Annotated in this window: 22 protein-coding genes; 11 read left to right on the top strand and 11 right to left on the bottom strand. The window is 60.2% G+C overall.

The genetic code is table 11. From position 1 onward, the window contains the following. Positions 1 to 31: 31 nt before the first annotated feature. Complete coding sequence (locus OQH67_RS03470) at positions 32 to 2,617, bottom strand: serine/threonine-protein kinase (protein ID WP_215434692.1); 2,586 nt, start codon at positions 2,615 to 2,617, stop codon at positions 32 to 34. Between the two features lie 164 nt (positions 2,618 to 2,781). After that, positions 2,782 to 4,164 (bottom strand): ROK family protein, encoded by a 1,383-nt coding sequence (locus OQH67_RS03475; protein WP_215434688.1) that lies wholly within the window; start codon positions 4,162 to 4,164, stop codon positions 2,782 to 2,784. Positions 4,165 to 4,368: 204 nt separating this feature from the next. On the opposite strand from OQH67_RS03475, the gene OQH67_RS03480 reads away from it, so the two are divergent. Together OQH67_RS03480 and OQH67_RS03485 are read left to right on the top strand one after the other, a co-directional pair. Next, positions 4,369 to 5,232: a CPBP family intramembrane glutamic endopeptidase gene (locus OQH67_RS03480; protein WP_215434684.1), complete on the top strand. Its 864-nt coding sequence runs from the start codon at positions 4,369 to 4,371 to the stop codon at positions 5,230 to 5,232. Next, a complete protein-coding gene (locus OQH67_RS03485) occupies positions 5,222 to 6,118 on the top strand; it encodes a thiamine-phosphate kinase (RefSeq protein ID WP_215434679.1) in 897 nt (298 codons plus the stop codon). Before OQH67_RS03480 ends, OQH67_RS03485 begins: the two co-directional genes overlap by 11 nt. A 56-nt stretch (positions 6,119 to 6,174) precedes the next feature. Here OQH67_RS03485 and OQH67_RS03490 read toward each other — a convergent pair whose 3' ends face one another. Further along, positions 6,175 to 8,016 (bottom strand): bifunctional lysophospholipid acyltransferase family protein/GNAT family N-acetyltransferase, encoded by a 1,842-nt coding sequence (locus OQH67_RS03490; RefSeq protein WP_215434675.1) that lies wholly within the window; start codon positions 8,014 to 8,016, stop codon positions 6,175 to 6,177. Between the two features lie 138 nt (positions 8,017 to 8,154). Here OQH67_RS03490 and cmk point away from each other — a divergent pair, with 138 nt between their 5' ends. The 3 genes from cmk to recF are packed head-to-tail and all read left to right on the top strand — an operon-like array spanning position 8,155 to position 10,491. Beyond that, on the top strand, positions 8,155 to 8,796 hold the full coding sequence (gene cmk, locus OQH67_RS03495) for a (d)CMP kinase (protein ID WP_067571909.1): 642 nt from the start codon (positions 8,155 to 8,157) through the stop codon (positions 8,794 to 8,796). Further along, positions 8,793 to 9,404: a lysophospholipid acyltransferase family protein gene (locus tag OQH67_RS03500; RefSeq protein ID WP_067571919.1), complete on the top strand. Its 612-nt coding sequence runs from the start codon at positions 8,793 to 8,795 to the stop codon at positions 9,402 to 9,404. The genes cmk and OQH67_RS03500 overlap by 4 nt, the downstream gene beginning before the upstream one ends. 25 nt (positions 9,405 to 9,429) lie before the next feature. Further along, positions 9,430 to 10,491 (top strand): DNA replication/repair protein RecF, encoded by a 1,062-nt coding sequence (gene recF / locus OQH67_RS03505; protein WP_215434672.1) that lies wholly within the window; start codon positions 9,430 to 9,432, stop codon positions 10,489 to 10,491. A 55-nt stretch (positions 10,492 to 10,546) separates the two neighbouring features. Here recF and OQH67_RS03510 read toward each other — a convergent pair whose 3' ends face one another. Continuing rightward, the gene (locus OQH67_RS03510) at positions 10,547 to 11,050 is read right to left on the bottom strand and encodes a flavin reductase family protein (protein WP_215434669.1); all 504 of its coding nucleotides are present in this window, start codon (positions 11,048 to 11,050) and stop codon (positions 10,547 to 10,549) included. Between the two features lie 162 nt (positions 11,051 to 11,212). On the opposite strand from OQH67_RS03510, the gene rnc reads away from it, so the two are divergent. After that, a complete protein-coding gene (gene rnc / locus OQH67_RS03515) occupies positions 11,213 to 11,908 on the top strand; it encodes a ribonuclease III (protein ID WP_215434658.1) in 696 nt (231 codons plus the stop codon). A gap of 139 nt (positions 11,909 to 12,047) precedes the next feature. Continuing rightward, a complete protein-coding gene (locus OQH67_RS03520) occupies positions 12,048 to 13,388 on the top strand; it encodes a porin family protein (RefSeq protein ID WP_215434656.1) in 1,341 nt (446 codons plus the stop codon). 141 nt (positions 13,389 to 13,529) lie between these two features. Here OQH67_RS03520 and OQH67_RS03525 read toward each other — a convergent pair whose 3' ends face one another. The 5 genes from OQH67_RS03525 to hisI all read right to left on the bottom strand — a co-directional run bounded on the left by OQH67_RS03525 (position 13,530) and on the right by hisI (position 16,761). Then, on the bottom strand, positions 13,530 to 13,784 hold the full coding sequence (locus OQH67_RS03525) for a hypothetical protein (protein ID WP_215434653.1): 255 nt from the start codon (positions 13,782 to 13,784) through the stop codon (positions 13,530 to 13,532). A gap of 204 nt (positions 13,785 to 13,988) precedes the next feature. Continuing rightward, complete coding sequence (rsmI, locus tag OQH67_RS03530) at positions 13,989 to 14,687, bottom strand: 16S rRNA (cytidine(1402)-2'-O)-methyltransferase (RefSeq protein WP_215434642.1); 699 nt, start codon at positions 14,685 to 14,687, stop codon at positions 13,989 to 13,991. A gap of 31 nt (positions 14,688 to 14,718) precedes the next feature. After that, positions 14,719 to 15,234, bottom strand: a complete 516-nt coding sequence (lptE, locus tag OQH67_RS03535; protein ID WP_215434640.1) for an LPS assembly lipoprotein LptE — start codon at positions 15,232 to 15,234, stop codon at positions 14,719 to 14,721. A 19-nt stretch (positions 15,235 to 15,253) separates the two neighbouring features. After that, on the bottom strand, positions 15,254 to 16,204 hold the full coding sequence (locus OQH67_RS03540) for an outer membrane protein assembly factor BamD (RefSeq protein ID WP_067571952.1): 951 nt from the start codon (positions 16,202 to 16,204) through the stop codon (positions 15,254 to 15,256). A gap of 65 nt (positions 16,205 to 16,269) precedes the next feature. After that, positions 16,270 to 16,761: a phosphoribosyl-AMP cyclohydrolase gene (gene hisI, locus OQH67_RS03545; RefSeq protein ID WP_215434636.1), complete on the bottom strand. Its 492-nt coding sequence runs from the start codon at positions 16,759 to 16,761 to the stop codon at positions 16,270 to 16,272. Between the two features lie 86 nt (positions 16,762 to 16,847). On the opposite strand from hisI, the gene OQH67_RS03550 reads away from it, so the two are divergent. From OQH67_RS03550 to OQH67_RS03560, 3 genes are all read left to right on the top strand, one after another. Next, complete coding sequence (locus tag OQH67_RS03550) at positions 16,848 to 17,816, top strand: DNA polymerase III delta subunit-related protein (RefSeq protein ID WP_215434634.1); 969 nt, start codon at positions 16,848 to 16,850, stop codon at positions 17,814 to 17,816. A gap of 34 nt (positions 17,817 to 17,850) precedes the next feature. Next, positions 17,851 to 18,924 (top strand): ankyrin repeat domain-containing protein, encoded by a 1,074-nt coding sequence (locus tag OQH67_RS03555; RefSeq protein ID WP_215434631.1) that lies wholly within the window; start codon positions 17,851 to 17,853, stop codon positions 18,922 to 18,924. A 94-nt stretch (positions 18,925 to 19,018) separates the two neighbouring features. Continuing rightward, complete coding sequence (locus OQH67_RS03560) at positions 19,019 to 20,098, top strand: ankyrin repeat domain-containing protein (RefSeq protein ID WP_215434629.1); 1,080 nt, start codon at positions 19,019 to 19,021, stop codon at positions 20,096 to 20,098. 29 nt (positions 20,099 to 20,127) lie between these two features. On the opposite strand, the gene OQH67_RS03565 is transcribed toward OQH67_RS03560, so the two are convergent. Both OQH67_RS03565 and OQH67_RS03570 read right to left on the bottom strand, forming a co-directional pair. Continuing rightward, positions 20,128 to 20,661, bottom strand: coding sequence for a DNA-deoxyinosine glycosylase (locus OQH67_RS03565; protein WP_215834894.1), 534 nt, complete (start codon positions 20,659 to 20,661; stop codon positions 20,128 to 20,130). A 13-nt stretch (positions 20,662 to 20,674) separates the two neighbouring features. Then, positions 20,675 to 21,472 (bottom strand): hypothetical protein, encoded by a 798-nt coding sequence (locus OQH67_RS03570; protein WP_215458847.1) that lies wholly within the window; start codon positions 21,470 to 21,472, stop codon positions 20,675 to 20,677. 469 nt (positions 21,473 to 21,941) lie between these two features. On the opposite strand from OQH67_RS03570, the gene carB reads away from it, so the two are divergent. Continuing rightward, on the top strand, positions 21,942 to 25,136 hold the full coding sequence (carB, locus tag OQH67_RS03575) for a carbamoyl-phosphate synthase large subunit (protein ID WP_215434620.1): 3,195 nt from the start codon (positions 21,942 to 21,944) through the stop codon (positions 25,134 to 25,136). Positions 25,137 to 25,197 lie beyond the last annotated feature (61 nt).

Raw genomic sequence — 25,197 nt, forward strand, 5'->3', positions numbered from 1 at the left:
CACTTTTCCAGACGTTTTTCCCAAACCGGCTCTATCCCGCATCATTGTTTCCTTCGGGCTTTTCCTCCGCGTCCAGCGCGGCCATCCACAGATTCCATTGTTCGATGAAGGCCCGGTCCATCTGGAGCAGGGCATTTTCCTGCTGGGTGAGGGAGATGGTCTGCGTGAGACTCCCGAAAATAAGAAGGGGCTTGGAGTATGTATCCGCCACAGGAGTAAATTCCGCAGGCTTTTTCTGCCGGCATTCCCGTGCCAGCGCATGCAGCGAATTGAATGCCAGGTCATCCCAGCTGACTTTATAGGCATCGCTGCCTTCCCTGCTTTCCAATGGTTCCACCGTGAGCAAATGCCCCTCCATGCCCGTCACGCGGACCTTGTCCCCGTTTTTCAGGACGAGCGGCTTCCACGGCTTCTTTTCCACCAGTTCGGGCAGAATCTTCTCTAGACGGGAGAACAGCGGCTTCATCCGGTCCGTCATTTCCCGCCGGGCGGCCAACTTGTTTTTCACGATGGGGGAAGAAACCACCGCCTCCGCATTGCGATAAGCAGTGGAAACCTGTTCATAATCCCCCGTTTTTTCCATGATGCCGGCCGCTTCACGGCAAATGTCGTCATAGCTGCGGGCCTGCGCGGCGCGCAGGGCTTCCTGCCGGGCGGCCTCTTCCTGCGCCTTTTTCCGCTCTTCCTTTTCCTTGAGTTCGGCCAGCCGGACGGCTTCCGCTGCCTCCCAGTCCCTGGCCTTCTGGTACTGCATCCGGAGATGGTCCAGAATTCCTTCCAGAGCGGCATAGGACGGAGGCAGGGAGGGAATCTCCCCCGTCATCATCTGTTCACGGAGAAAGTCTGCGGCGGACCGTTTGGCCTCCACTTCCGCAACCGATTTTTCCGGCATGTCCTTCACCTGTATCAGGCGTTCATACTGCACGGTATATTCCTTCAGGTTGCTGAGCCACGCGGAGGCCAGCTCCCGTACGCTCCGGTCCCTGTCGTCGGCGGTTTCTCCGGCAATAAGATCGCGGAACGCTCCGTATTCAGGCCACATTCCGCCGAGGTACCAGCATTTGAGCGCCATTCCCGCATAATAATGCACGGCCAGGTCGGAATTGCTCCGCAGGCCGGGCATTCTGGAATTCCAGTCCTTGGCGCCCAGGTACATGACCAGGTTGCTGACGTCCCGGGAGCGTTCCAGCTCCACAGGGTCCTTGCAGTCCCGCACCTTTTTGCCCAGCTCTTCCAGCCGCACGACTCCTTCTGGAAACTGTCCCCGCGCCCACATGCACAAAACCTGGTTCACTCCCGCCCAGACGGCGGTGGAAAGCGGGCAGTCCGGTTGGTCCGCCAGATCTCCGAACATGGCCGCCGCCTTCACCAGATCCCCACGGTTCACGGATTTCTGAGCCTCGTTGAACAAATTGCCGAAGCGGATGCTCCGCTCCAGCCTGGATTCCACGGCAGCGGCATCCTCCGCGGTCGTTCCCGTTCCCACGGTGGGGGGCTGGACCGGAGGAACAGCGGCGGAAGCGGCATTTGCGGCTTTGCGCCAGGAGATGACGCCCCACGTCCCCAGAGCCAGAACCGCCAAGGAAGCAAGGGACAGAATAAACACCAGACGGTGCTTCCTGCGCCGGGCGCGCCGGGCATCAGAGGCACGCCGTTCCGCCCAGGTCAGGCCGGTCTCCTGCATGCCCCGGGCATATTCCTCCTGGGCCTGTTCCACGGTAGCCATCAGCTCCGGATAGGATGAGAAGCGGTCCTCCTTGTTAAAGGCCATCAATTTGTCCACGATGAAACAGGTCAGCGGGGAAATGTCGTTCACCACCTGGTCCAGCGGGGGAAGGTTTTTCTTGCTTTCCAACAGGATGTCCGACGACTGGGAGGCATCCACCCGGGGCGGGGCGCCTACCAGCATATGGTACATGGTAGCCCCCAGAGCGTACATGTCCGTGCGGAAATCTTCCTCCCCGCGCAACAGGGTTTCCGGAGCAGCATAATAGGGAGTTACCCATATTTCCCGTTCCATGTCGGACTCGCTGTGCAACAGGGACAGGCCGAAATCCACGATCTTGGCTTCTCCGTCCGGAGCCTGGAGAACATTGGCGGGCTTGATGTCCCGGTGCATGAGGCCCGCATTCCAGGCGGCGTCCAGGCCGCGCACGATGTCCAGGGCTATGGACAGCACCTTGTCTTCCGGCACGCGTTCCTCCGCCGTAATCAGGGAGTCCAGGCCATTGCCCTCCACCAATTCCATGGCAATGTAAAACAGTCCCTGGTCATGCCCCACGGCATAAATCTGCACCAGGTTTTCATGGGATACCCTGGCCATGATCTGGGCCTCCCTTTCAAATCGTTCGCTGCGGACGGCATCCCCCGCATACGTTTCATTCAATACCTTCAGGGCCACTTCACGCCCCAGCACGGAATCTTCCGCACGGAAGACCACGCTCATGCCGCCCTTCCCCAGCTTCCCGGTGATCCGGTAAGGCCCCATGCGCGTCTTGACACGGGTCATGGCTCCGCAATTCGGACAAACGGCATTCGCGTAAGGAGGCAGCAGGGAAATGTCCATGGCCTGCCCGCACTCCGGACAATTGATGATGTTGTCTTGCTGGGAACTCATGAATGCACAGCCGTCTGCGGAAGAAAGAATGGAAAAACGGAGGCGTCCTCTCCACGTTCTTTTTTGTTTTTTGGACAGCCGGAAAAACCGGCCGGGGGACGCATGCTCCGTATATGGCAAGGAGGGACCCTGTCCGGGTCCCTCCTATAAATTCCATCCGTTTGTCAGGAAATAGCCGGCAGAGAGGCCGCCGCTACGGCCTGGCCGTGGCGCTTGGTCTTTTCATCCGGCACGCGCAGCTGGATCTTCAACTGCGGGAATTCGGTGCGCAGCACTTCTTCAGCTTTGTCAATGATGATCTGGCCGCCGTCCCCGGAAGCCACACGGCCCAGGAAGAGCAGGTTGCGGATATCGTAAAACCTGGCGTAGTGCGCGATGGCATAGCCGAAGTGCACGCCGATGGTTTCATAAATCTTGCGGGCGCGTTCGTCGCCTTCGGCCATGGCGGCCTGCACCTTCTTGAGCTGTTCCGGGAAGGGCATGCCTTCAAACTGGAACCCGGCGCGGGGGGCCAGACGAGCCACGGCCTGCTGGGAGAAGTAGAGGGCGCCCACGCCCATGTCCTTGGACCATTCGTCCACGCCGCCTTCCTCGGAATAATCCACGGGGGCGAAGGCGAGTTCGTTCAGCCAGGGCTTGATGTGGCCTTCCGGGTCCACGTAGCCGGCGGCCTCGGAAGTGCCCATGGCGACGCCGAGCACGGCGTTGTCGTTCATGCCCATGGCTCCGGCGAGGGCGGTCACTTCACCGTCGTTCACCACTTCAAAGGGGATGTTGTTCCATTTTTCCTTCTGCAGGGTGCGGAACACCTTGCCCAGAGTCTTTTCAATATCCTCCTGGCTCACGCCGCGGAAGAGGGAGGAGGTGCGCACCTCGCTGTTGATGATGACGCCGGCGGAGGAGCCGCCGATGGCGTCCACGCGCGGAAGATGGGCGGCGGCGCGTTCCAGGGAGTCCTGGATGCCCTCAATGTGGTACTGCGGGTCCTTCTGGAAATACGGGTCCCACACGACTTCTTCGGAGAAAACCACTTCCCCGTTGACCACGGCGGCGCACTTGCGGTCGGAGCCGCCCAGGTCAAAGCCGATGCGGTAGCCGTCCAGATTGCGGCCCAGCGTCATGGAGCCGGAATATTCCTCAGGCAGTTCCTCCACGGATACCTTCTTCACCTCAATCGGGGAGCCGTAAATCTTCTTGCCGATGAAGTCCCAGTCAAACTCACGGATGCCGCCCTTGCAGTAGCGGGAGGCCAGCATGTCCGCAATGGCGTCATCACCGGCAACAAGGATGATGTTGCCGCCCTTCTGCCACAGCAGGAATTTCACGATGCGTTCCACATAGGTTTCATTCAGGGCAACGTTTTCTCCGGTATGGGGGAGAAGCTTGCCGGACCAGCGGAAGCAGGTCCCGTCATTGCGGGTCAGGGCGATATCCACTTGATGGGAGGCAGGATCGGCAGCAGCTTTGGCTTCAAATGCTTGATTCCAAAGAACGGCCGGCACAAAGCCGGGGTCCAGCACGGGCGTGATTTTGGGTTGAATATTCATGGCGATAATCCGTTGCGAACGTAGCATACCCGCTTTTCCTTGAAAAGTATTCATTCCCTTCCGAATGATTTTTTTTCAGGAACGCGGCGCGATAGCTCACTTTCTTCTGGCAAATCGCCATATTTCCACTAAAGAAGCATGTACCTTTCCCCGGACAGCGCCGCGTTGCCGGGAACGGCGCGTCATTCCAAGCTCATCTGTCCCATGAATGAATTAACGGACCAGCTCATCACCCTGTTTTCGGCCACCTTGATCGCCATCATGCTTATCGCCGTAGCAGCGGGCGTGTGCCGCCAGTCCCAGGCTCACGGCATAAAGCGTCCGCTGAAATGGAATATTCCCGTCGATCATCTGGACGGACTGGACATGGCAATGTGCGGCATCGTGGTCCTGTACTTCAGCATGGGCGCCCTGATGGCCGCGGCCACGCCTCCCGGCGCTTCCGCCCCGCCCACCACCACAAACATGGAGCTGGACAGCTACAAGGTATTCAACGGCACCTGCCTGAACCTCATTCTGGCCTTCGTCCTGCTGGTGCGCATGTTCCACAGCGGCAGAATGGAGGCCCTGGGACTGAAGAAGCATTCCCTGAAAATCCTGCTTTACGCGCCCGTCTGCGGCTACCTGCTGGTTCTCGCGCTCCATTTCCTTCTGGCCCAGATGGGGCTGTTCGAATGGATTGAGCGGGTGACCCACGCCCCGGCGGAACAATCCATCGTCTCCGTGCTCCGGCATTCCGACAACATCCCCCTCATTGCCGTCATCTGCTTCAGCGCCGCCATTGCCGCGCCCATCGTGGAGGAACTCATTTTCCGGGGCTACCTGTACCCCATCATGAAAAAATACACGGGAGCGTGGTTCGCCCTGATCAGCAGTTCCCTTCTCTTCGGCATCATCCACGTAAGCCTGGTTCCCCTGATTCCCCTGGCCTTGTTCGGGGCCATCCTGGTGCTGCTGTACGAATACACCGAATCCATCTGGACGCCCATCATCGCCCACTGCATTTTCAACACCGCCACCCTGGTCAACATCCTCTACCCCGGCCTGCTGCTGCCTTATGGCTCATGATCCCGCCATCCGCCAGGTGGGGGAAGACGCGCTCATACGCCGCCTTCTTCCCCTGATGACCGTCAACGACGGGCTGATCACCGGACCCGGAGACGACTGCGCCGTAGCCAGAGGCGCCAGGGGAGCGGACCTGCTCCTGAAGACCGACTGCGTGGTGGAAGGCATGCACTTCCTCTCCGGCACGGAACCGGAACTGATCGGCAGGAAGGCTCTGGCGCGCGCCGTATCGGACATCGGAGCCATGGGGGGCGTGCCGCGCCATGCGCTGGTCACCCTGCTGATTCACGCGGACCGCCCCGTCTCCCAGGTGGAAGGCATTTATACGGGCATGCGGCGCCTGGCGGAACAATTCGGCATCAGCCTGGCGGGAGGGGAAAGCTCCGGCCTGCCGTCCGACGGGCTGATCATCAGCGTGGCCCTGACCGGGGAAGTCCCGGAAGGGAAGGCCGTCCTGCGCAGCACCGCCCATGCGGGCGACCTGATTGCCGTCACGGGCGTGCTGGGCGGCAGCTTCCCCACGGCACACCACCTTACGTTCACGCCCAGAGTCAGGGAAGGCGGCATTCTGGCCGCCTCCGGACTGGTCACGGCCATGATGGACCTTTCCGACGGGCTCGGCGCCGACCTGCCGCGCCTGGCCGCCGCCTCCGGGCTGGGATTCCGAGTACAGGAAGAACTGCTGCCGGTCCGGCAGGGATTCACGGCTGCCCAGGCCGTTGCGGACGGAGAGGATTACGAACTGTTGATGACCTTCCCCCCCCGCCGCCGTGAAGAAATCCTGCGCCTGGCCTCCGAATGTTTCCCGGAAACGCCCCTCACCGTCATCGGTGAGATGACGCCGGAACCTTCCTCATCCCTTCCCGGAGGATACAGGCATTTCCAATAACCGGCGGCTCCGGAAAAAGGAGGCCGGAAAAAGCCGAAGAAAGGGCCTGAAAAGAGTTATTCCGCCGGCTGCCCGCTTTCCTGCTCCTGCTGGATGTAGGGCAGAAGCTGTTCATACGTGGCCTTGCCCAGGTAGCGCTTGATGGCACGTTCCGGAGTCTTGAAAATATCCACCAGAATGAGGCAGTCCAGCACATCGCCGAAGTTCTTGTCCACACCGAAGGAAAGTATCTTCCCGTTCAGTTTGAGATACTGGCGGAGCAGCACGGGAATTCCCTTGCCGTCTTCCTCCACGTCCGCCACCAGCTGGGACAATCCCTGCGCATCCGTCAGGCCGATGGGCAAAATGCAGGATTCCGACCTCTTCAGGTCCGCCTTGCGCGGCGGATTGTAGGCCTTGACCTCCCGGCTCAGTTCCGGCTCCATTTCATGCGCTTTCAGGTAGGAAACGATCAGGGCGCGGGAAAGATTGGAATAGTCGCGGGAAATGCTCACCGTCCCGAACAAATAGCGGTAATGGTGATTGCGGGCCATGAACTGGCCGATGCCCTCCCAGATGAAGCCGAGAGCCAGCGGCCTTTTCTGGTATTCCGGCACAATAAAGGCGCGGCCCATCTCCAGGGAGCGGTCCAGGACTTTGAGAGCCGCCGGGGAGAATGAGAAATATTCTCCGTTGTACAGCCCCTTCACCCCGTAGCGGGCAATGATTTTATCCGTCTCTCCCATGCGGTAGGCGCCCGCAATCTTCTTCTGGACGCGGTCCCAGAGGAACAGGTGCTTGTAATGGTTATCGTACGTGTCCAGGTCGCACGCCTTGCCGGACCCTTCCCCCACCTGGCGGAACGTGTATTCCCTCAGGCGGCCTATTTCAATCAGGATTTTGGGAATCTGGAGGGCATCCGCCACGTACACGTCCCAGTCCCCGTTCTCCTGCCGCGCGTGCAGGCACTCCGCAGGAAGGGCGTCGATTTCCGCCTGTATGTCGTTGGGGGGCACGGGAGGAATCAGGGAAGCCATCTTCGCCTTCTTGTCCTTCCTGTGCACATGGGGGCGGCGGCTCTTTTCATAACCCTTGCCCAGCAGATAGGTGCGCAGGCGCAAATGGGAAACCAGCGCCTCGTCGGAATCATACTGCCCCAGCTGGCTGAAGGAAATGGGCTTGCCCACCACGATGCGGTGCGTGCGGCGGCCGTCCCGGCCCACTTCACGCGGCAGGAACGCGACGCGCGCCTTGCGGTTGATCAGAGAAATCCCCTGGAAAAGCAGGCTGTTGCGCCCCGGGAAATACACCGGAACCACAGTAGCCTTCGTCAGCCGGATAATGGCGGCAATATTGGAGTTCCACGGATCGTCCGTCACCCGCTTGTGGATCAGGGAAAAACTGGAAGCCGTTCCGGCGGGGAAAATGCCCAGCACGCCGCCCTTGCGCAGCCACGCAATCATCTTCCGCATTCCGGACAGGTTCTTGCGTTTGGCGTTCTCATCCTCGTACACGTCCACCTTGATCAGCCAGGGTTCCAGTTCCTGGCACAGGGAAAGCTGTTCATTGGCAAGAATGCGCACATCCTCCCGGACGCGGGTCAGCAATTCCCCGAACATGATGCCGTCCGACAGGCCGTGGGGATGGTTGGCGACGACAACCACGGGCCCCTTTTTGGGAATGTTTTCCAGGTCGCCGGGCCTCAGCTGCAACTTGAGGTTCAAATGCCTGGCAGCCAGCTGGAAGAAGTTTTCCGGGGATCCGGACTCCTTGTCGCGGACGATCTTGTCGTACGCCCTGTTCAAACGTTCCAGACCCAGCAACTTTTCAGCGGACGCCGCCACCAGGGAAGGGAGACGCGTATTTTCGTCCAAAATGTCTTTGATATCCACCATCTTCGGGTGCTTGAGCCGGCCCATGCCCTGCTGTATAACGGATTTACGGGAAAAAGTGAAACTCTTTTTCCCATGCCGTCCGGAACGCAGTCTTGATTTCCGCGGGGGCGGCAGCTACAATCCGTACAGCTTCCGCCCCCATTTCCAACACAAAAAACACTCATGCACCCAGCCATTGCCATTGACGGTCCCGCTGCTTCCGGTAAATCCACCGTCGCCAAACTCATTGCGGACCGCCTCGGCTACACCTTCATCAACACGGGGGCCATGTACCGGGCCGTCACCTGGTACATGCTGGAACAGGGGATAGACCCGGCGGACACGGACGCCGTGCTGGCCGCCCTGCCCTCCGTTCCCCTCTCCTTCGGCAAGGACGGAAGCCGCTCCATCGTCCTCTGCAACGGCTCCCCCCTGACAGAGGAACTCACCCGGCAGGAGGTCAACGACCACGTATCCACCATCGCCGCCATTCCGGAAGTCCGCTCCCTGCTGGTGAACCGCCAGAGGGATTACAATCGCCAGGAGCCCGTGGTCATGGAAGGCCGGGACATAGGCACCGTGGTCTTCCCAGACACGCCGTTCAAGTACTTCGTCACCGCCTCGGAAGAAGTCCGCGCCGCGCGCCGCGCCGCGGAAGGGCTGACGGACTCCATCGCGGAACGGGACCGCAAGGACTCCTCCCGCGCCACCGCGCCGCTGGCGCAGGCGCAGGACGCCCTGCTGGTGGACACGTCCGACATGAGCATTGACCAGGTCGTCAACTTCATTACAGACAACATCCAACAAAAACTCTCCGCCAGATGAACTCCTTCTACTGGGTTTTCTACACGCTGTTCAAAAGCATCTCCAAGGCCTTCTTCTCCTGGAAGGTCGTCAACAGGGAGAAGCTCATTGAGGACGGCCCCGTGCTGATCGTCAGCAACCACCAGAGCTTTCTGGACCCGCCCATGCTGGGCATCTCCTATGAGGAAGGCATCTATTTCTTTGCCCGCAAAACCCTGTTCAAAGGCATCTTCAAATGGGCGCTCCCCCTGTGCCAGGCCATTCCCATCGACCAGGAAAACCCGGACGCCGCCAGCCTCAAGCACGTCATCCGCCTGCTGAAATCCGGCAAGCGCGTCCTCGTGTTTCCGGAGGGCTCCCGGACGCCGGACGGGGAAATCCACGACGGCATGGGCGGCATCGGCCTCATCCTGAGCAAAACGAAAGTCCCCGTGCAGCCCCTGCGCATCAGCGGAGCCTTTGAGTCCTTCCCCATCGGCTCCTCATTCCCCAGAATCCACCCCGTCACCGTGACGGTGGGAGACCCCGTTCCCTTCACCCCGGCGGAACTCAATGCCAAGGGCAAGGCGGCATACCAGCATTTGACGGACAAAATGATGGATGCCATCCGGGCCCTTCCCACGGAATAATCCCTTCCCCGGACTCCCGCCGGCCATGCTCTCCAGGCTGAAACTGATAGACTTCCGCTGCTACGGCAGCTTTTCCTGGCAAATACCCCAGCAGGGAGCCGTTATTCTGGGAAACAATGCCCAGGGAAAAACCAGCCTGCTGGAGGCGGTCTGCTTCCTGTTGCGCCTGCAATCCCCGCGTACGGCGCGCCCCGGTCCCCTAGCGGCCCACGGCAGGCAGTCCTTCGGCATCCGGGGGGAACTGCCGGGACAAATCCGGCGCATCCTGTGGGCTCCGGATGCCCCGGACCTCCAGGTGAACGGGGAACCGCGCAGGGACCAGCGCAGCTACCTGGCGGACAGCTATCCCGTCGTCTGGATGGGCAACGACGACCTCTCCCTGGTACGGGCCGGAGCCGATGCGCGGCGGAAATACATGGACTTTCTGGGCACCCAGTGGCACCCCGGCTACCGGACGGCCCTGTTCAGCTACAGAAGGGCGCTGAAAACGCGCAACCATCTGCTCAAGCACAAAAGCCGGGACAGGCTCCAGATAGACGCCTATACGCGGCAGCTCGCCCTGTACGGCACGGAATTGAGAAGCCTGCGCGCCAGCCTTCTGGAACTTCTCCTGCCCCACATCATCATGGCGTACCGCCGCATCGGCGGCAGGGAGGAACAGGTAGGGGCGGCCTACCGGGCGGCGGAGGAAGGAGACCTGTACGAACGGATGTGCGCCGGGCTGGACCGGGACATCCGGTATGGCCAGACCCAGAACGGCCCGCACCGGGACGACCTGGAAATCACGCTCAACGGCAGAAGCGCCGCCCAATTCGCCTCGGAAGGGCAGCAGCGGACCATAGCCATTTCCCTGAAGCTGGCGCAGTCATCCCTGCTTACGGAAGAAACGGGACACACGCCCATCCACCTCATTGACGACGTCTTCGGAGAACTGGACCCTACGCGCCGGATTGCCTTCCTCCAGGCCCTGCCCGCAGACGCGCAGAGCCTCATCACCACCACGCACCTGGACTGGCTGCACAACACGCCCTGCCCTCTTCCGGCCTTCCAGCTGGAAAACTCCACCCTCAGGCCCGTTCAGAGCTGAATTTCCCCGACGGTACCACACCCGAAATGGCAGGCGGAAAACCGCGCCAACGGCGCTATTCCTCTACCCAGGCATTCAGTATCTCCACAATGTACATCTTGTGGAAATCTCCCGCCGCATACCATTCCGAGGCAATGGCCTTGTCCAGAAAGCATTCCGGTTTCAGGGCCTCCGCATACAGCTTGCGGCATTCCAGCACCAGCCTGGCTTCCCCAAAGCTCACGTTGCCGTTCTCCGTAACATACGGCGTCAGGCCGGAAGCGGCTACCTTGTCCGTATCCCGGCCGCTCGTGGTTCCACAAACGCTCAGCGCCTTATGATATTCATGGCTGAAAAAGGACAGGGTGAACTCCTCCCCCTTCTCGATAAAACCGAACGTGTACCTCTGCGGGCGGATCACGACGAATGCTACGGGCCTCTTCCACATGAAACCCAGGCCGCCCCAGCTTGCCGTCATCATGTTGAAATGTTCCGGCGTCCCTGCGGTCACCAGCATCCAGTCGTGCCCGATCAACTGCACGGCATTATCCCGAATTTCCTTTGGATCAATCTTTTTCATGGTGTTCATCATTATCTGTGCCGCTTCCATCCTACACCCCGGCATTCATATGTCAAAGCCGCGCCGCGGCCTGAATGACGCGGAGCGCCCCCTCCCTCCAAATCCCGGAAATGAGCCTGTTTGGAATTGCTTTTCCCGTGGAGCGGCCCTAGCATTTTCCCAATGAATTACGCTGCGCTGGAAGACAAGCTGGGCTACCGCTTTAAAAATCCCGACCTGCTCAGGCAGGCACTGACCCACCCCAGCACGGACAGCAGGCCGGAAACGCGCCTCACGTACGAACGCCTGGAATTCCTGGGAGACGCCATTCTGCAACTGGCCGTCACGCAATATCTTTACCTTCACCTTCCCCAGGCTCCGGAGGGGGTGCTGACCCAGCTGCGGGCCCGCACCGTCAGCCGCGCCAATCTGGGCAAATACGGATTCATCCTGGAACTGGACAAATACATCACCCTGGGCAAGGGAGAGGAAAAAGCCGGCGGCAGAAACAAAAACTCCATCATCGCCAACACCTTTGAATCCGTCTTCGGCGCCATGTCCCTGGATTCCGATTATGAAACGGCCAGGGCCATCGCTTTGCGCGTTCTGCACGACGCCCTGAACTCCGCCGCCAGCCATCCCAAGGAAATCAACCCGAAAGGGGAGCTCCAGGCCATCCTTCAGGACATCCTGCCGGAAACACCCTCTTATGAAACGGAGGAAAAGGGAGCCAGGGACTCCGCGGACCGTTTTGAATCACGCGTATTCTGGCACGGCCATGCGGTCGGCGCCGGCCGTGGCTCCAGCAAAAGAAAGGCGGAAGTAGCGGCCGCAGCGGATGCCCTGACGCGCCGGGAATGGCTCCGCATCACCTTGTAAACGCCGGCGGAACAAGTGGCTATTTTGTCACTCTTAAGCCTTGGACAGCCCTATGGCTGGTTTGATAGACAGAAGCCGTCTCCGTGAGGAAGAACTCCCCGGAAGACCTTCTCACAGACACACCAACCATAGAACAAAAATGAAAACCTATACCCTCCCCGTCATCGGCATCATGACCCTCGGAGCCGCCGCCTTTGCCAACACGACGCCGTCCAAGGCCTCCACCGGGGACGTCCTGCTGGCCCGCGACAGCTTCTCCACCTGCCAGTGGCTCGGCGACCGCTTCAAATGGTTCAATGCCGAACGGGACCACAAGAATCCCTACATTCAGGAATTCAACGTCTCCCTGCGCATGCAGTACGGCATGGACTGGATCGACCCGAACGGCGAAGGCCGCGTGATGGGTGAAAAGGAAGGCAACGGACGCCGCTTCAACGATGAATGGCGCCGCTTCCGTGCCGGATTCAACATGAAGTTCCTGAAAAACTTCAAGTTCAACAACGTCTGGAACATCGGCGGCATGGACGGCCTCGAAAGCTATAATGCGTCTGAAAACCGCTGGGACACTTCCGACCTGACCTATTCCCTCTATGAATTGAACCTGGAATACAAGGGCGGCCCCATCACCTACGCCATCGGCAAAATCAAGCCGCGCATCACCGGTGAATACCGCACCTCCTCCTCCGCCATCCTCACCATCGAACGTTCCATGCTGGTCAACCAGCTCCGTTCGGAAACCAACTACGGTTTCCAGATGAATAATTCCGACAAGAACGACAAGATCGGCTGGGCGGCAGGCATCTGGTTGAACGGCAACGGCGGCACCGGGACGGGCAGCTTCAACAACCGCATTGAACCCGCCTTCAACTCCCAGGACAACTGCTTCGTTACCGGCACCCTGAGCTACGACACTTCCAACGACGTGTTCCTCAAGAAAAGCCGCCTGTGGCTGGACTATGCCCACAACTTCACCAAATGGGGCGACGACGCCCAGAACAAGGCATACGACACCCTGCACGACTACAGCTTCAAGACCAAGTACCAGGGCACGGGCGCCAAGGACGTGGTGGCCCTGACCTGGGAAGGCTCCCAGGGCAACTTCTCCCTGATGACGGAAGTCATGGCCGGGTTCAACGTCATCGGCATGAAAGCCGGCGCTGAAAACGTCTTCGGCGTGACCATCATGCCCTCCTACAAATTCACGCCGAACTGGGAAGGCGTGGTCCGCTACCAAATGGCGGCAGGCAGCAACGCCGTGAAGTGGGAAAAGCGCTACACGCAGAACTCCACCTATTCCGGCACTTCCGACTGCATGCAGGCCCTCTATCTGGGCGTCAACTACTACATCTTCGAATGCAATCCGAACATGGCCAAGATCATGGCGGGCATCGAATACGCCCATTCCAACGGTACGGACGCCAGCAAGAAGAAGGGCTTCACCGGCTGGAGCTACAACATCGCGTTCCGCACCAACTTCTAAATGCCGGCAAATACATTAAGGTCCATTCAGGGAAGCCGTTCCGCACCTTCATGCGGGGCGGCTTCCGTCTTGCCCGGAAAAACGGAACCTGTATTCTCCGGCATGAAAAACATGCTCCGGAACCACGCAGAAGGAGTGCGCCTACAAGCGGATATCCGGCAGAGGCTCCGATTTCAGGGCCATCAATTTGGGCTGCGCCGTGTATTCGCGGCCCTTCTTTACCAGGCCGCCGGAACTGACCAGGTTCTGGAGCTTTTCATAAATTCTCAGCCTCAGGATTTCCTCGCCGCCCAGGGACATGTGCTTCTCCTTCATCACGACAACGGTACGCTGAAAGATTTCATTGAATTCCAGCATGCCGGCCTCATGAAGAATGACAATAAGCTCGTCAGTCACCAAATCGGGTGCTTTGCGCGAGGAACGTGATCTTCTATCCTCAAGCATGATGTTAGAACACTATCATGACACATTTCGAGGGTCAAGTCGATAAGTCCGGCGCGGTTTTCCGGCACCCGGTGCAAGAAAAGAGGGGGCCCGGCTGCCAAAACTCCACATGTCCCGGCCCATCCGCCACAGAACCGTTCCGGAGCCGGGGACGGCTCAGGGCAGGCGCGGCGCGTTCACTCCGCCCACCAGCAGAACGATTTCCCCCTTGGGCGGCCGTTCGGCAAATTCCGCCGCCAAACGGGAAGCGGAGCCGCGATGGTAGGTTTCAAAAGTCTTGGTCAGTTCCCTCGCCACGCAGACGGGCACGTCCGGATCAATTTCCGCCAGCGTCTGCACGGTCTTGACGATGCGGTGGGGGGATTCGTAGAAGATGCTCGTATGGCTTGCTTCAACAGCGCTTTGGAGCATGGCCCCCTTTCTCCCGGATTTGACGGGCAGAAAACCGCCAAAGAAGAAAGCGTCCGTAGGCAGTCCGGACCCCACCAGAGCCGTCACCACGGCGGAGGGCCCCGGCAGAACGGTGAAGCTCACTCCTTTTTCCTTGAGAGTCTGGATGAGGCGGTAGCCCGGATCGCTCACACCCGGCATGCCCGCGTCACTGATGACGGCAAAGCTCTCTCCGCCCGCGGCGCGGGAAGCGATTTCCGCGGCGCGCGGCTGCTCGTTGTGGTCGTGCATGCTCAGGAGCGGCTTCCGTATTTCGTAATGGCTCAGCAGAAGGCCGGAATGGCGCGTGTCCTCGCAGGCGATGACGTCCACCTTGCGCAGCACGTCCAGGGCGCGCAGGGTGACATCGGCCCGGTTGCCGATGGGAACCGGAACAAAGTAAACGCTGTATTCTATTTCCGCCATGTGAAGGATGCTCCCGGAGTAATGCGGAACATTAGCCGTTGGTCAGCATTTCCGCGATGGAAGTTGCCACCAGGCGCGCCGCGTAGGAAAGGGCATTGGTCCGCGCCGTCTGGATGTTGCCCACGTCAAAGAATTGGCTGACTTCCTCCGCCGATCCTTCGTACAGGACTTTCCCCGTCCTGCCGTCCAACACGCGGTATTTGACGGACAGGCGCAAGCCGAGTTCCGAGCTTTTATACGTGTCTTCCCGGGAGGAACGGAGCTGGTCGAAAGAGATGGAGTAAACCTCCCCCTGCACCCGGATGTCCGCATTTCCGCGGGAACTCAGCCGGTAGGTTCCGTCCCTCTGCAACTCATCCGCCAGCGCTCCGGTCACCAGCGTGGCGGCGCGGGGTTCCAGGGAGTTGTTGGCAAACAGGTCCACCTTGACGGTTTGCGCAAATTCCAGTTTGGGCGGCTTGGTGCCCCCCAGCTGGTAACCGCAGGACCCGGCCAGAAGGCAGAGAACGGGCAGCAGGAGTTTCAGGACGGTCCGGATACGGTTCATGATGGAGGGAGGGATTCTGTTACCTGACGGTCACACCCAGTTGCTTCAGGCGCGCCTTCGCCTTGGCGGCGGCGGCGGGATTGGCTCCCCCCTTGGAAGCTACTTCCTGGTAGCAGAAGATGGCCGCGTTCGTGTCTTTCATCTTGGTCAGGTAGTATTCCGCCACTTCCAGCTGCTGGGCTATCAGTTCCCTCTTCATGGCGGCCAGGTCCGCGCGGGCGGCTCCGGCCTTCGCGGTGTTCGGGTAGCGCTGCAGGTAGTCTTCATACGCTTCCTGCGCGCGGGCCACGTTGACGTGGTTGCGGTCGCCGTCGGCAGCCGCCTGGCGGTACAGGGTGGCAATCTGGAGCTGGGCCGTGGGGGCCAGCGGAGAATCCGGATGGTTGTCCACCAGATTCTGGTAGGCTTCAATGGCTTCCTTCATGCGGCCGCGCGTTGCCAGATAATTGCCCAGCACGTTCATGGCCTGCGGGGCGGAAGGCGCATACGGAGCGTTGTCCCGCACGTGGTTCAGCCATTCCGTCACGTTTCTGGGGTCCATCCGTACGTCGAACATCCACAGAACGCGGTTGGTCAGCGCGCCGCTGGCCGCGCCGAAGGCCATTTCCTTCTGCCGTTCCATGGCCTTGGCATACAGGGGGCTGTCCGGGTGGCGGTCTATCAGCTTCTGGTACTGGTCGAACGCTTCGGCAGGGTCCTTCCTGGCCTCGTACAGTTCCGCCATTCTGAATCTGGCCTGAGGGGCTTCCCGCGAAAGGGGATGCTTTTCCACCACGCGCTTGTACTTCTTGATGGCTCCGGAAAGGTCGTTTTTCTCCTCCTTCCCCCTGGCTTCCTGCATCAGGGAGATGGCTTTCTGGTCCACCATGCGGACGGTTCCGGGGGGCGGGGGCGCTTCCGAAGAACACTGGCACAGCACGAAGGTTCCGGCCACGGCGGCCATGATGACAAGCGGCTTTTTCACATTCATGACTTTACAGGAGGCAACGAGACCGCGTCAACCCGGTGAACGCAGATTGACGCGCAAAAGAAGAATCAATGGCCCTTGCCGTACACGGCTTCGGCGTCAAAAACCACGCCGCCGTCCGCTTCCCGCAGGGTAACGGGCTGCCCCTGGGGCTGGGCTTTCAGTTCGTCGCCAAACGGGACGGAACGGTAAAAACAGGAGTGGTGCCCGGTATGGCAGGCTCCGGCGCCGCACTGGTCCACCAGCACGATCAGGGCGTCCTGGTCGCAGTCAATCAATATTTGCTTCACTTTCTGCACGTGCCCGCTGGTCGCCCCCTTGTGCCAGATTTCCTGGCGGCTGCGGGAATAATAAACGGCTTCCCCCAGTTCCATGGTCATGCGCAGGGATTCCGCATTCATGTAGGCCAGCATCAGGGGTTCATGGGTCACATGGTCCATGGCCAGGGCCGGAATCAGGCCATTCTGGTCAAATTTGGGGGCGAATTCCACGCCTTTTTCCACATTCACCTTGCCGCGGTCGGCAAAGACAATCCTGGATGCGATGTCATTTTGTTCCATAACCGGCCCCCTTAGTACATGAAATATTCGGCATATACCAATCTTTTCTGTTGCTCTGACGCAACGAAATGCTTTCATAGGGCGGTATGGCATTCACGGCATCCCAAGCGTTCGACCTGCTCCGCACCGCCTTCTCCCGCAACAGGCTTCCCCATGCCCTTCTCATCGTGGGGGACGAGCACCAGGGCGCGTCCCGCCTGATCCTGCAGCTGCTGGAACTGATCAACGGAATCCGGGCGGACCATCTGGACGGCGTGCGCGACGAATATTGCCGGCTGGTGCGCCCCAAATCCAAGTCCCGCCGCATTCTGCGGGACGACATCCGGGGCGTGGAGCCCTTTCTCCAGCAGTGCGCGGCGGAGGGAAAATGGAAGATTGCCGTGTTCATGGATGCGGAACGCATGAATGACGAAGCCGCCAACGCCTTCCTGAAAACCCTGGAAGAACCGCCCAGCCAATGCCTGCTCATCCTGACCACCGCCCAGCCGGACCAGCTCCTGCAGACGATTATTTCACGCTGCGTACGCGTCAATCTCCTGCAATCCGGCGAATTCAGGCTTACTCCCATCCAGGAGGCCCTGCTTCCCCACTGGCTGGAAACCTGCCGCAACCTGAACAACGATCTGGCGGCCCTGGCCTTCCGCAGCAAGTTCCTCGACGTCATGGCGGAAGCGAAGGCCTCCATCACCAAAAACATGAACCAGGCCCTGAAAGATGAAGCGAAGGAGGCCGCCCAGGGCACGGATACCACGGATTGGGAGTCCCGCAACAAGGACGCCAACGCCGCCCAGATAGAAACGGAATACCTGGAACAGCGCAGCCAGGCCCTTGAATTGCTGATCAGCTGGTTCGGGCAGGCGGCATTGATCGCTTCCGGCGCTCCGGGAGTCTCGCCCATCCATCCGGAGGTGCAGACCCTGGCCGCACAGATGCCCGTGAACGAACTGCTGCGGCGCATGGAAGCGCTCAACAAACTGCGGGACGATCTGAACTTCAACATTCACGAGGCTCTGGCCCTGGATGTGCACCTGCTGACCGCCGTAGGCTCCTCCTGACCGGGCATCCCCCTTTTTCCCAAACCAACACCCCATGAACACACACCCATGCATCCTGCTCCTGGCCGCCGCTCTTGCCGGCCTGGCCCCCGTCCACGCCATCACCCCGGAAGAAGGCAAACAGATTTACATGGAAGCCAAGGCCGGAAAGGCGGAAGCCCAGTACCGGCTGGGATTCTGTTATCTGAAAGGGGACGGAGTCAAGCGCAGCCCGTCCCAGGCCAAATTCTGGTTTTCCAAGGCCGCCAAACAGGGACACCGCACGGCGGAACGCTCCCTGCGCCTGATTCCCAAGACGGCTCCCCTGCCCGTGAATCCGTCCATCGATCAGGCCACGCGGGAAAAAAAGAGTCTGGAACTGTACGAATATCTGTACAAGCTGAAGGATTACAGGGCGGAGAGAGAAGTGGTCGTCAAAACACCGGGCCGCGATAGGAAAGGGAAAATCTCCGCGCAGGGGACGGCTCCGGACCTGGCCGCAGTCAGCGCCTTCATCCGCGCCGGGGCGGACGTCAACTATCAGGGAGAAGATACGAAGAATTACAAATCCTGCCCCCTGGCCCTGGCCGTCAACATGGAGTTTTACGAATTGGCGGACCTGCTCATTGCCAATGGTGCGGACGTCAATGTGGAATTGAAGGAAAACGGCAAGATCGGCAATTCGTTCTCCCTGCTCAGCCGCTATTCCAACGACTATCCTCTTTCCAAGGCGAAATACCTGCTGGAAAACGGAGCCGACCCCGACTACGTAAGGGATTCGGGCTATCCCCTGCTTGTCTGGGCCGCAAGGCACGGGCAGAAGGAATTCGTAGCCATGCTTTTGGAATACGGGGCGGACCCCGACAAAACGCTGACGCTGCCGCGCAAAAAAAACTACAAGCCCGGCAACGGAGAAACAGCCCTCTGGGCCGCGGCCAATTCCACCAATGCCGATGACCCGGACCTGGAAGCCGTCGCCAGCCTGCTGATCCGTTACAAGGCGGACGTCAACCGCCGCGCCAAGGACGGCACGACGGCCCTGGACCGCGCCCTTGCCCGGAAGAGGGATGGACTGGTCCGCATCCTGAAAGCCGCGGGAGCCAAAACTTCCAAGGAATCAGGCAAGTAAGAACGTGCGGCTTCCCGGTCGTCCGCACACTTCCGGAACGCCGCATTTTTCAGGGAAGTCCTTCCCGTCCACTATTTCCACTACCTACACGAACATGAATCGATATTTATCCCTGCTGTTGTCCGCCGTCCTTGCCGGTTTAACGGCCGCCCAGGCCGTCACTCCGGAAGAAGGGAGGCAAATTTACATGGAAGCCAAGGCCGGAAAGGCGGAAGCCCAGTACCGGCTGGGATTCTGTTATCTGAAAGGGGACGGAGTCAAGCGCAGCCCGTCCCAGGCCAAATTCTGGTTTTCCAAGGCCGCCAAACAGGGACACCGCACGGCGGAACGCTCCCTGCGCCTGATTCCCAAGACGGCTCCCCTGCCCGTCGATCCGTCCATCGACCAGGCCACGCGGGAGAAAAAAGGGCTGGAATTGTACGAATACCTGTACAAACTCAAGGATTACAGGCCCGCACGGGAAAACAGGAATTCTTCCACAACCATCAATGGAAAAACTACCTATCAAAAACTCCCCGAGCAGGGAACCAAACCCGATCTTTCCAAAGTGAAAGCCTTCATCCGCGCCGGAGCGGACGTCAACTGGCAGGGGGAAGATAAAAGGGGTGACAAGTCCTGCGCCCTGGCCCTGGCCGTGGAAATGGAGTTTTACGAACTGGCTGACCTGCTCATTGCCAACGGGGCGGATATCAATCTGGAAATAGGCCGCAGCGACAATCTCAAAAACGGTTCTTCCTCCATCCTCAGCAGAAACAACTTCGGCGGAGCCATTTCCAAAGCTGTTTACCTTCTGGAAAACGGAGCTGATCCGGATTACGTGTGCAATGACGGAAGAACCCTGCTAATCACCGCTTCCCGGTATGGAAGCACGGAGACCGTCAAACTCCTCCTGAGTTACGGGGCGGACCCCAACAAGCTCAACGGCAAGCCGCGCTTCGGGCATTACAAGCCGGCCAATTCGGAATCCGCCCTCTGGGTCGTGGCGGACACCACGGGCCTTCTGGAGAGCTCCACGAATGAAGTTGCCAAACTGCTGATCGAATACAAGGCGGACGTGAATTACCGCGCCCCGAACGGGACCACGCCGCTGGACCGGGCCATTGCCACACAAAAGAGCGCGATGGTCAAGCTTCTGAAAACCGCCGGGGCAAAGACTTCCAGGGAACTGAAATAGGAACCTTCCGAGAATTGCCCCGATCTTCCCTATTCCGCCATGCCCTGGAGGCGGGGGAGAATCACTTCTCCGTACGCCCGGAGCTTCTGGTCGTAGCTCAGCCGCGCCGCCGCCGGACTGGTGGACGGCATCTGGATGATGCGGGGGGATTCCCGGAGAAACAGTTCCGGAAAATACCGTTTAAGGTACTTGTAGGAGGCGGTGCCGTTGCAGCATACCGTGCGAATGCCGGGAAAGCGTTCCAGCAGCGCGGCGATGTCATTGGGCCGTTCCCGGGTGATGTGCTGGTCCAGGCTTCCGGGCCTGACGCCGGAGGCCACCACGTCCCACAGCCCCACGCCCCCGCTGTTGAGCAGGCGCAGGCGTTCCTCATACGGCAGGGAGAAGTCGAACCCCAGCAATTCGCCCATGATTTTCCAGAACGCATTGCGCGGATGGGCGTAATACTGCACCTGCCTCAGGGACTCGTCCCCCGGCAGGGAGCCAAGCACCAGCACGGAACATTCCGGCGTCACGGACGGCGGAAAGGAACGTTTCTCCCCAGATTGCTGAATTTCCTCCATCGTGCCGGGATGTTCAGGGTTCCTTCATGCCGCAGTGCCTGCGGACCTCCTTCATGCTCACGTCCTGCTTCAGCAGGGAAGCCAGCCACGCATGATGGCCGATGGAAGGGGCCAGGTTAAACCGTTCCGGCCGGGTGATGCGCGTGAAAATGACCCTTTTGATTTTGGATTTGGGAACCGTCCTGGCTCCATAGCCGTCCGGCACGTTGGAAGACCAGAAAGTTACTTCGTCCCCGCCGTCCTTCACCAGCACCGTCAGGTGCCCGGATTCCCTTCGTCCAATGTGGTCCGTCCAGAAAATCTTCATGAAATCGCCCGGACGGGCCTGCCCCCAGTCCTCGAAGTTCACCCCCGCGCCCAGGGAATGCACCAGCACGGCAAATCCCGGTCCGTTCGCGTTGGCCCAGCCCCACGGACCGTCGCCGTCATGCTGGCCGATGCGGGGCATCAGGGCCAGCCACGCGCGCTCGGAAATGACAGGGCCGGACCGTCCGGAATCCCACGTTTCCAGAGCTTTAAGAAGAAGCAGGTAGCACGCGGAGGAACAGAAGGAGGGCCTGGCTTCCTGAATGAGGAAAACGGGCTTTCCGGCCTTGGCATCCCAGCGGCAGGCTTTCTGCACCAGGGCTTCCAGCGCCTGCCGGTTGGCCTTGTAACCGCCCCCGTCCTTGAACCGGGACAGTCCGCTCCTCACGGACCGGTACCATGCGGCCTCATTTTCCGGCTGTCCGGCAGACGGCCGGGCCGCGGCGGAAGAACCAGCCGACAGGGCCGCCGGAGAACACAGCAGGCCGAGACAGCAAAACAACATCAGAACATTCCTCATCTTCTTCCCCCAGAGTATAGCCACGGCGGAAAATGGCAAGAACGGAGTGATGCGGAGTTCCCCCGGACCGGAGCCCGAGAAAATAAAAGGGGCACGCACGCCGGATGAAGCCGGATGAAGCTGGGAAAGTCCCGTCCGGGCCTGCAAGGACCGCATGAAGAAATCCCGTGTCCGGTCTGGGCGACGGCGCTTTCCGGGCCCTGACGGCAAGGAATGAAGAACGGGCACAGGCAAATGGCCGCGTCTTCCCTTTTCCGTTCAAAACGCCCGGTTCCGGCACAAACCTTCTCCTGAAGCTTCCTGTTGTTTTGTCTGGACTTATCGCGCGGCGTCCCTTACTGTGCGTCAGGTCACGCGCCGGGTATGCGGAGCGGAGAGGCAACGCACCTTGGGCGGACCCTGTTTCCGGCATTTATTGTTAACCACCACGGATTATATATAGAGGCATCATACCATGGCAAAACGCGAAGACATCCGCAAAATCCTCATCATCGGCTCCGGCCCCATCATCATCGGCCAGGCCTGCGAGTTCGACTACTCCGGCACCCAGGCCTGCAAGGCCCTCCGGGCCGAAGGCTACGACGTCGTTCTGGTGAACTCCAACCCCGCCACCATCATGACCGACCCCGGCATGGCGGACCACACCTACATTGAGCCCCTGACCGTGGAACGCATCACGGCGGTGATTGAAAAGGAACGCCCGGATGCCCTGCTGCCCAACCTGGGCGGCCAGACGGCCCTGAACCTGGCCTCCAAGCTTCATGAGGAAGGAATCCTGAAACAGTACGGCGTGGAAGTCATCGGCGTGGACCTGGAAGCCATCGCCCGCGGCGAAGACCGCATCATCTTCAAGGAAACCATGGATAAGATCGGCGTGCCCGTGGCCAAATCCGAACCGGTCTATACCGTGGAGGAAGCGGAAAAGGTGGCCGCCCAGCTCGGTTATCCCGTCGTCCTCCGCCCCGCCTACACGATGGGCGGCACCGGCGGCGGCATCGTGTACAACGTGGAGGAACTGCGCCAGGTGGTTCCCCGCGGCCTGGCCGCCTCCCTCATCAACCAGGTGCTGGTGGAGGAATGCGTGCTGGGCTGGGAAGAGCTGGAACTGGAAGTGGTGCGCGACGCCAAGGGCCAGAAGATCACCGTCTGCTTCATTGAAAACGTGGACCCCATGGGCGTCCACACCGGGGACAGCTTTTGCGTGGCTCCCATGCTGACCGTTCCGCAGGACGTGCAGGACAGGCTTCAGGACTACTCCTACCGCATTCTGGACGCCATCGGCGTGACGGGCGGCACGAACGTGCAGTTTGCCCACAACCGGGAGGACAACCGCATCATCGTCATTGAGATCAACCCCCGCACGTCCCGTTCCTCCGCCCTGGCCTCCAAGGCTACGGGCTTCCCCATCGCCTCCGTGTCCACCAAGCTGGCCTCCGGCATCACGATGGACGAACTGCCCTACTGGCGCAAGGGTTCCCTGGAAAAATACGAACCTTACGGCGACTACGTGGTCGTCAAGTTCGCGCGCTGGGCCTTTGAAAAGTTCCCGAAGGCCTCCGACAAGCTGGGCACCCAGATGAAGGCCGTGGGCGAAGTGATGAGCATTGGCCAGAACTTCAAGGAAGCCTTCCAGAAAGCCGTGCGCTCCCTGGAAATCGGCCGCGCCGGCCTGGGCCGCGTGAAGAAGCTGGAAGCCCTCTCCACGCCGGAACTGCGTGAAAAGATCACTTATGGCAACAGCCAGCGCTTCTTCCAGATTTACGAACTCCTGCGCCGCGGCGTCACCGTGGAGGAAATCGTGAAGCTGACCCGCATCACCCCGTACTTCATTGAACAAATGAAGGAACTGGCGGACTTCGACTACGAGCTGGACGCCCAGACATGGGATTCCCTGCCCCTCAAGACGCTGCGCCAGGCCAAGGAAATGGGCTTCTCCGACAAGTATCTGGCCCAGATTTTCGACATTCCGGAAAAGGCCATCCGCACCCGCCGCATCGAAAACGGCATCGTGGCCGCCTACCGCATCGTTCCCGTCAGCGGCGTGGAAAACGCGGAATACTACTATTCCACCTACAGCGGCGCCCCGGATGAAGTGGCCGTAAGCGACAAGAAGAAGATCATGATCCTCGGCGGCGGTCCCAACCGCATCGGCCAGGGCATTGAATTCGACTACACCTGCGTGCACGCCGCCTTCACGCTGCGCGACAACGGGTATGAATCCATCATGATCAACTGCAACCCGGAAACGGTATCCACGGACTTCGACACGGCCAACAAGCTGTACTTCGAGCCCGTGACCGTGGAAGACGTGCTGACCATTTACGAAAAGGAAAAGCCGGAAGGCGTCATCGTCCAGTTCGGCGGACAGACCCCGCTCAACATCGCCCAGGCCCTCAAGGACGCCGGGGTAAAGATCCTGGGCACCCAGCCGGAAGGCATCCGCCTGGCGGAAGACCGCGAATACTTCCGCGAACGCATGATTGCCCTGGACATCCGCCAGCCGGAAAGCGGCACCGCCCGTTCCCTGGAGGAAGCCGTGGAACTGGGCCGCCAGATCGGCTACCCGGTGATGGTCCGTCCCTCCTTCGTTCTGGGCGGCCGCGGCATGGAAGTCATTTACGATGAAGAAAACCTGAAGCGCTACGGCGTGGAGGCCATCCAGGTGAGCCCGGAATACCCCATGCTCATCGACCGTTTCCTGGACAACGCCATTGAAGCGGAAGTGGACGCCCTGGCCGACGGCACGGACACCTTTGTGGCCACCGTTATGGAACACATCGAGCTGGCGGGCATCCACTCCGGGGACTCCGCCTGCGCCATTCCTCCTGTGACCATCGCTCCCAAGCACGTGCGCACCATTGAGGAACACGCGGCCAAGATAGCCAGGGACTTCCAGGTAAAGGGCATCCTGAACGTGCAGTTCGCCATCTGCGACGATGAAGTGTACATCATTGAAGCCAACCCCCGCGCCTCCCGCACGGTGCCCATCGTCTCCAAGGTGACGGGCATCTCCATGGCGCGCCACGCCACGGAAATCATGCTGGGCAAAAAGCTGAAGGACATGAACCTGAAACCGCAGCCCTGCCGCTTCATCGGCGTGAAGGAAGCCGTCTTCCCGTTCAACATGTTCCCGGAAGTGGACCCCGTCCTGGGGCCGGAAATGCGCGCCACGGGGGAAGTCATGGGTATTGCGGACAACTTCGGCATGGCCTACTACAAGGCGCAGGAAGCCGCCGGATGCATCCTGCCCACCTCCGGCAAGGTACTCGTTACCGTCTCCGACCGCGACAAGAAGTTCATCGAACCCATCGCCCGGGACCTCATCTCCCTGGGCTTCCAGATCGTCTCCACGGGAGGCACCGCGGAATACCTGCGGGGCCAGGGCGTGGAAACGGAAGTGGTCAACAAGCTGCACGAAGGCCGCCCGAACCTGGGCGACATGATCACCAACAAGCAGATTGACCTGATCATCAACACTCCGGTGGACCGCACCAGCATGATTGACGACTCCTTCATCCGCATGCAGTCCATCCAGAAGAAGATTCCCTACATGACCACCATCGCCGCCGCCAGGGCCACGGTGGAGGGCATCCGTTCCGCCCAGCACGTGAAGGTATCTCCCCGCTCCCTGCAGGAGTACCATTCCTGAGAACGGAAGAACTGCTGACAATCAAGGAGGCTGTCCCGCCGGGAGTGGGGCGGCCTCTTTA

This window comes from Akkermansia biwaensis (assembly GCF_026072915.1).
Lineage (GTDB): Bacteria > Verrucomicrobiota > Verrucomicrobiia > Verrucomicrobiales > Akkermansiaceae > Akkermansia > Akkermansia biwaensis.

Excerpts from the sequence above, each read along its gene's own strand:
- OQH67_RS03540 (WP_067571952.1), bottom strand. The coding sequence starts at position 16,204 with ATGAATGTGAAAAAGCCGCTTGTCATCATGGCCGCCGTGGCCGGAACC.
- cmk (WP_067571909.1), top strand. The coding sequence starts at position 8,155 with ATGCACCCAGCCATTGCCATTGACGGTCCCGCTGCTTCCGGTAAATCC.
- OQH67_RS03480 (WP_215434684.1), top strand. The coding sequence starts at position 4,369 with ATGAATGAATTAACGGACCAGCTCATCACCCTGTTTTCGGCCACCTTG.
- OQH67_RS03500 (WP_067571919.1), top strand. The coding sequence starts at position 8,793 with ATGAACTCCTTCTACTGGGTTTTCTACACGCTGTTCAAAAGCATCTCC.
- OQH67_RS03510 (WP_215434669.1), bottom strand. The coding sequence starts at position 11,050 with ATGAAAAAGATTGATCCAAAGGAAATTCGGGATAATGCCGTGCAGTTG.
- OQH67_RS03570 (WP_215458847.1), bottom strand. The coding sequence starts at position 21,472 with ATGTTGTTTTGCTGTCTCGGCCTGCTGTGTTCTCCGGCGGCCCTGTCG.
- OQH67_RS03520 (WP_215434656.1), top strand. The coding sequence starts at position 12,048 with ATGAAAACCTATACCCTCCCCGTCATCGGCATCATGACCCTCGGAGCC.
- OQH67_RS03485 (WP_215434679.1), top strand. The coding sequence starts at position 5,222 with ATGGCTCATGATCCCGCCATCCGCCAGGTGGGGGAAGACGCGCTCATA.
- rsmI (WP_215434642.1), bottom strand. The coding sequence starts at position 14,687 with ATGGCGGAAATAGAATACAGCGTTTACTTTGTTCCGGTTCCCATCGGC.
- recF (WP_215434672.1), top strand. The coding sequence starts at position 9,430 with ATGCTCTCCAGGCTGAAACTGATAGACTTCCGCTGCTACGGCAGCTTT.
- OQH67_RS03560 (WP_215434629.1), top strand. The coding sequence starts at position 19,019 with ATGAATCGATATTTATCCCTGCTGTTGTCCGCCGTCCTTGCCGGTTTA.
- OQH67_RS03490 (WP_215434675.1), bottom strand. The coding sequence starts at position 8,016 with ATGGGCCGGCTCAAGCACCCGAAGATGGTGGATATCAAAGACATTTTG.
- OQH67_RS03565 (WP_215834894.1), bottom strand. The coding sequence starts at position 20,661 with ATGGAGGAAATTCAGCAATCTGGGGAGAAACGTTCCTTTCCGCCGTCC.
- OQH67_RS03550 (WP_215434634.1), top strand. The coding sequence starts at position 16,848 with ATGGCATTCACGGCATCCCAAGCGTTCGACCTGCTCCGCACCGCCTTC.
- OQH67_RS03470 (WP_215434692.1), bottom strand. The coding sequence starts at position 2,617 with ATGAGTTCCCAGCAAGACAACATCATCAATTGTCCGGAGTGCGGGCAG.
- OQH67_RS03555 (WP_215434631.1), top strand. The coding sequence starts at position 17,851 with ATGAACACACACCCATGCATCCTGCTCCTGGCCGCCGCTCTTGCCGGC.
- carB (WP_215434620.1), top strand. The coding sequence starts at position 21,942 with ATGGCAAAACGCGAAGACATCCGCAAAATCCTCATCATCGGCTCCGGC.
- lptE (WP_215434640.1), bottom strand. The coding sequence starts at position 15,234 with ATGAACCGTATCCGGACCGTCCTGAAACTCCTGCTGCCCGTTCTCTGC.
- OQH67_RS03475 (WP_215434688.1), bottom strand. The coding sequence starts at position 4,164 with ATGAATATTCAACCCAAAATCACGCCCGTGCTGGACCCCGGCTTTGTG.
- rnc (WP_215434658.1), top strand. The coding sequence starts at position 11,213 with ATGAATTACGCTGCGCTGGAAGACAAGCTGGGCTACCGCTTTAAAAAT.
- hisI (WP_215434636.1), bottom strand. The coding sequence starts at position 16,761 with ATGGAACAAAATGACATCGCATCCAGGATTGTCTTTGCCGACCGCGGC.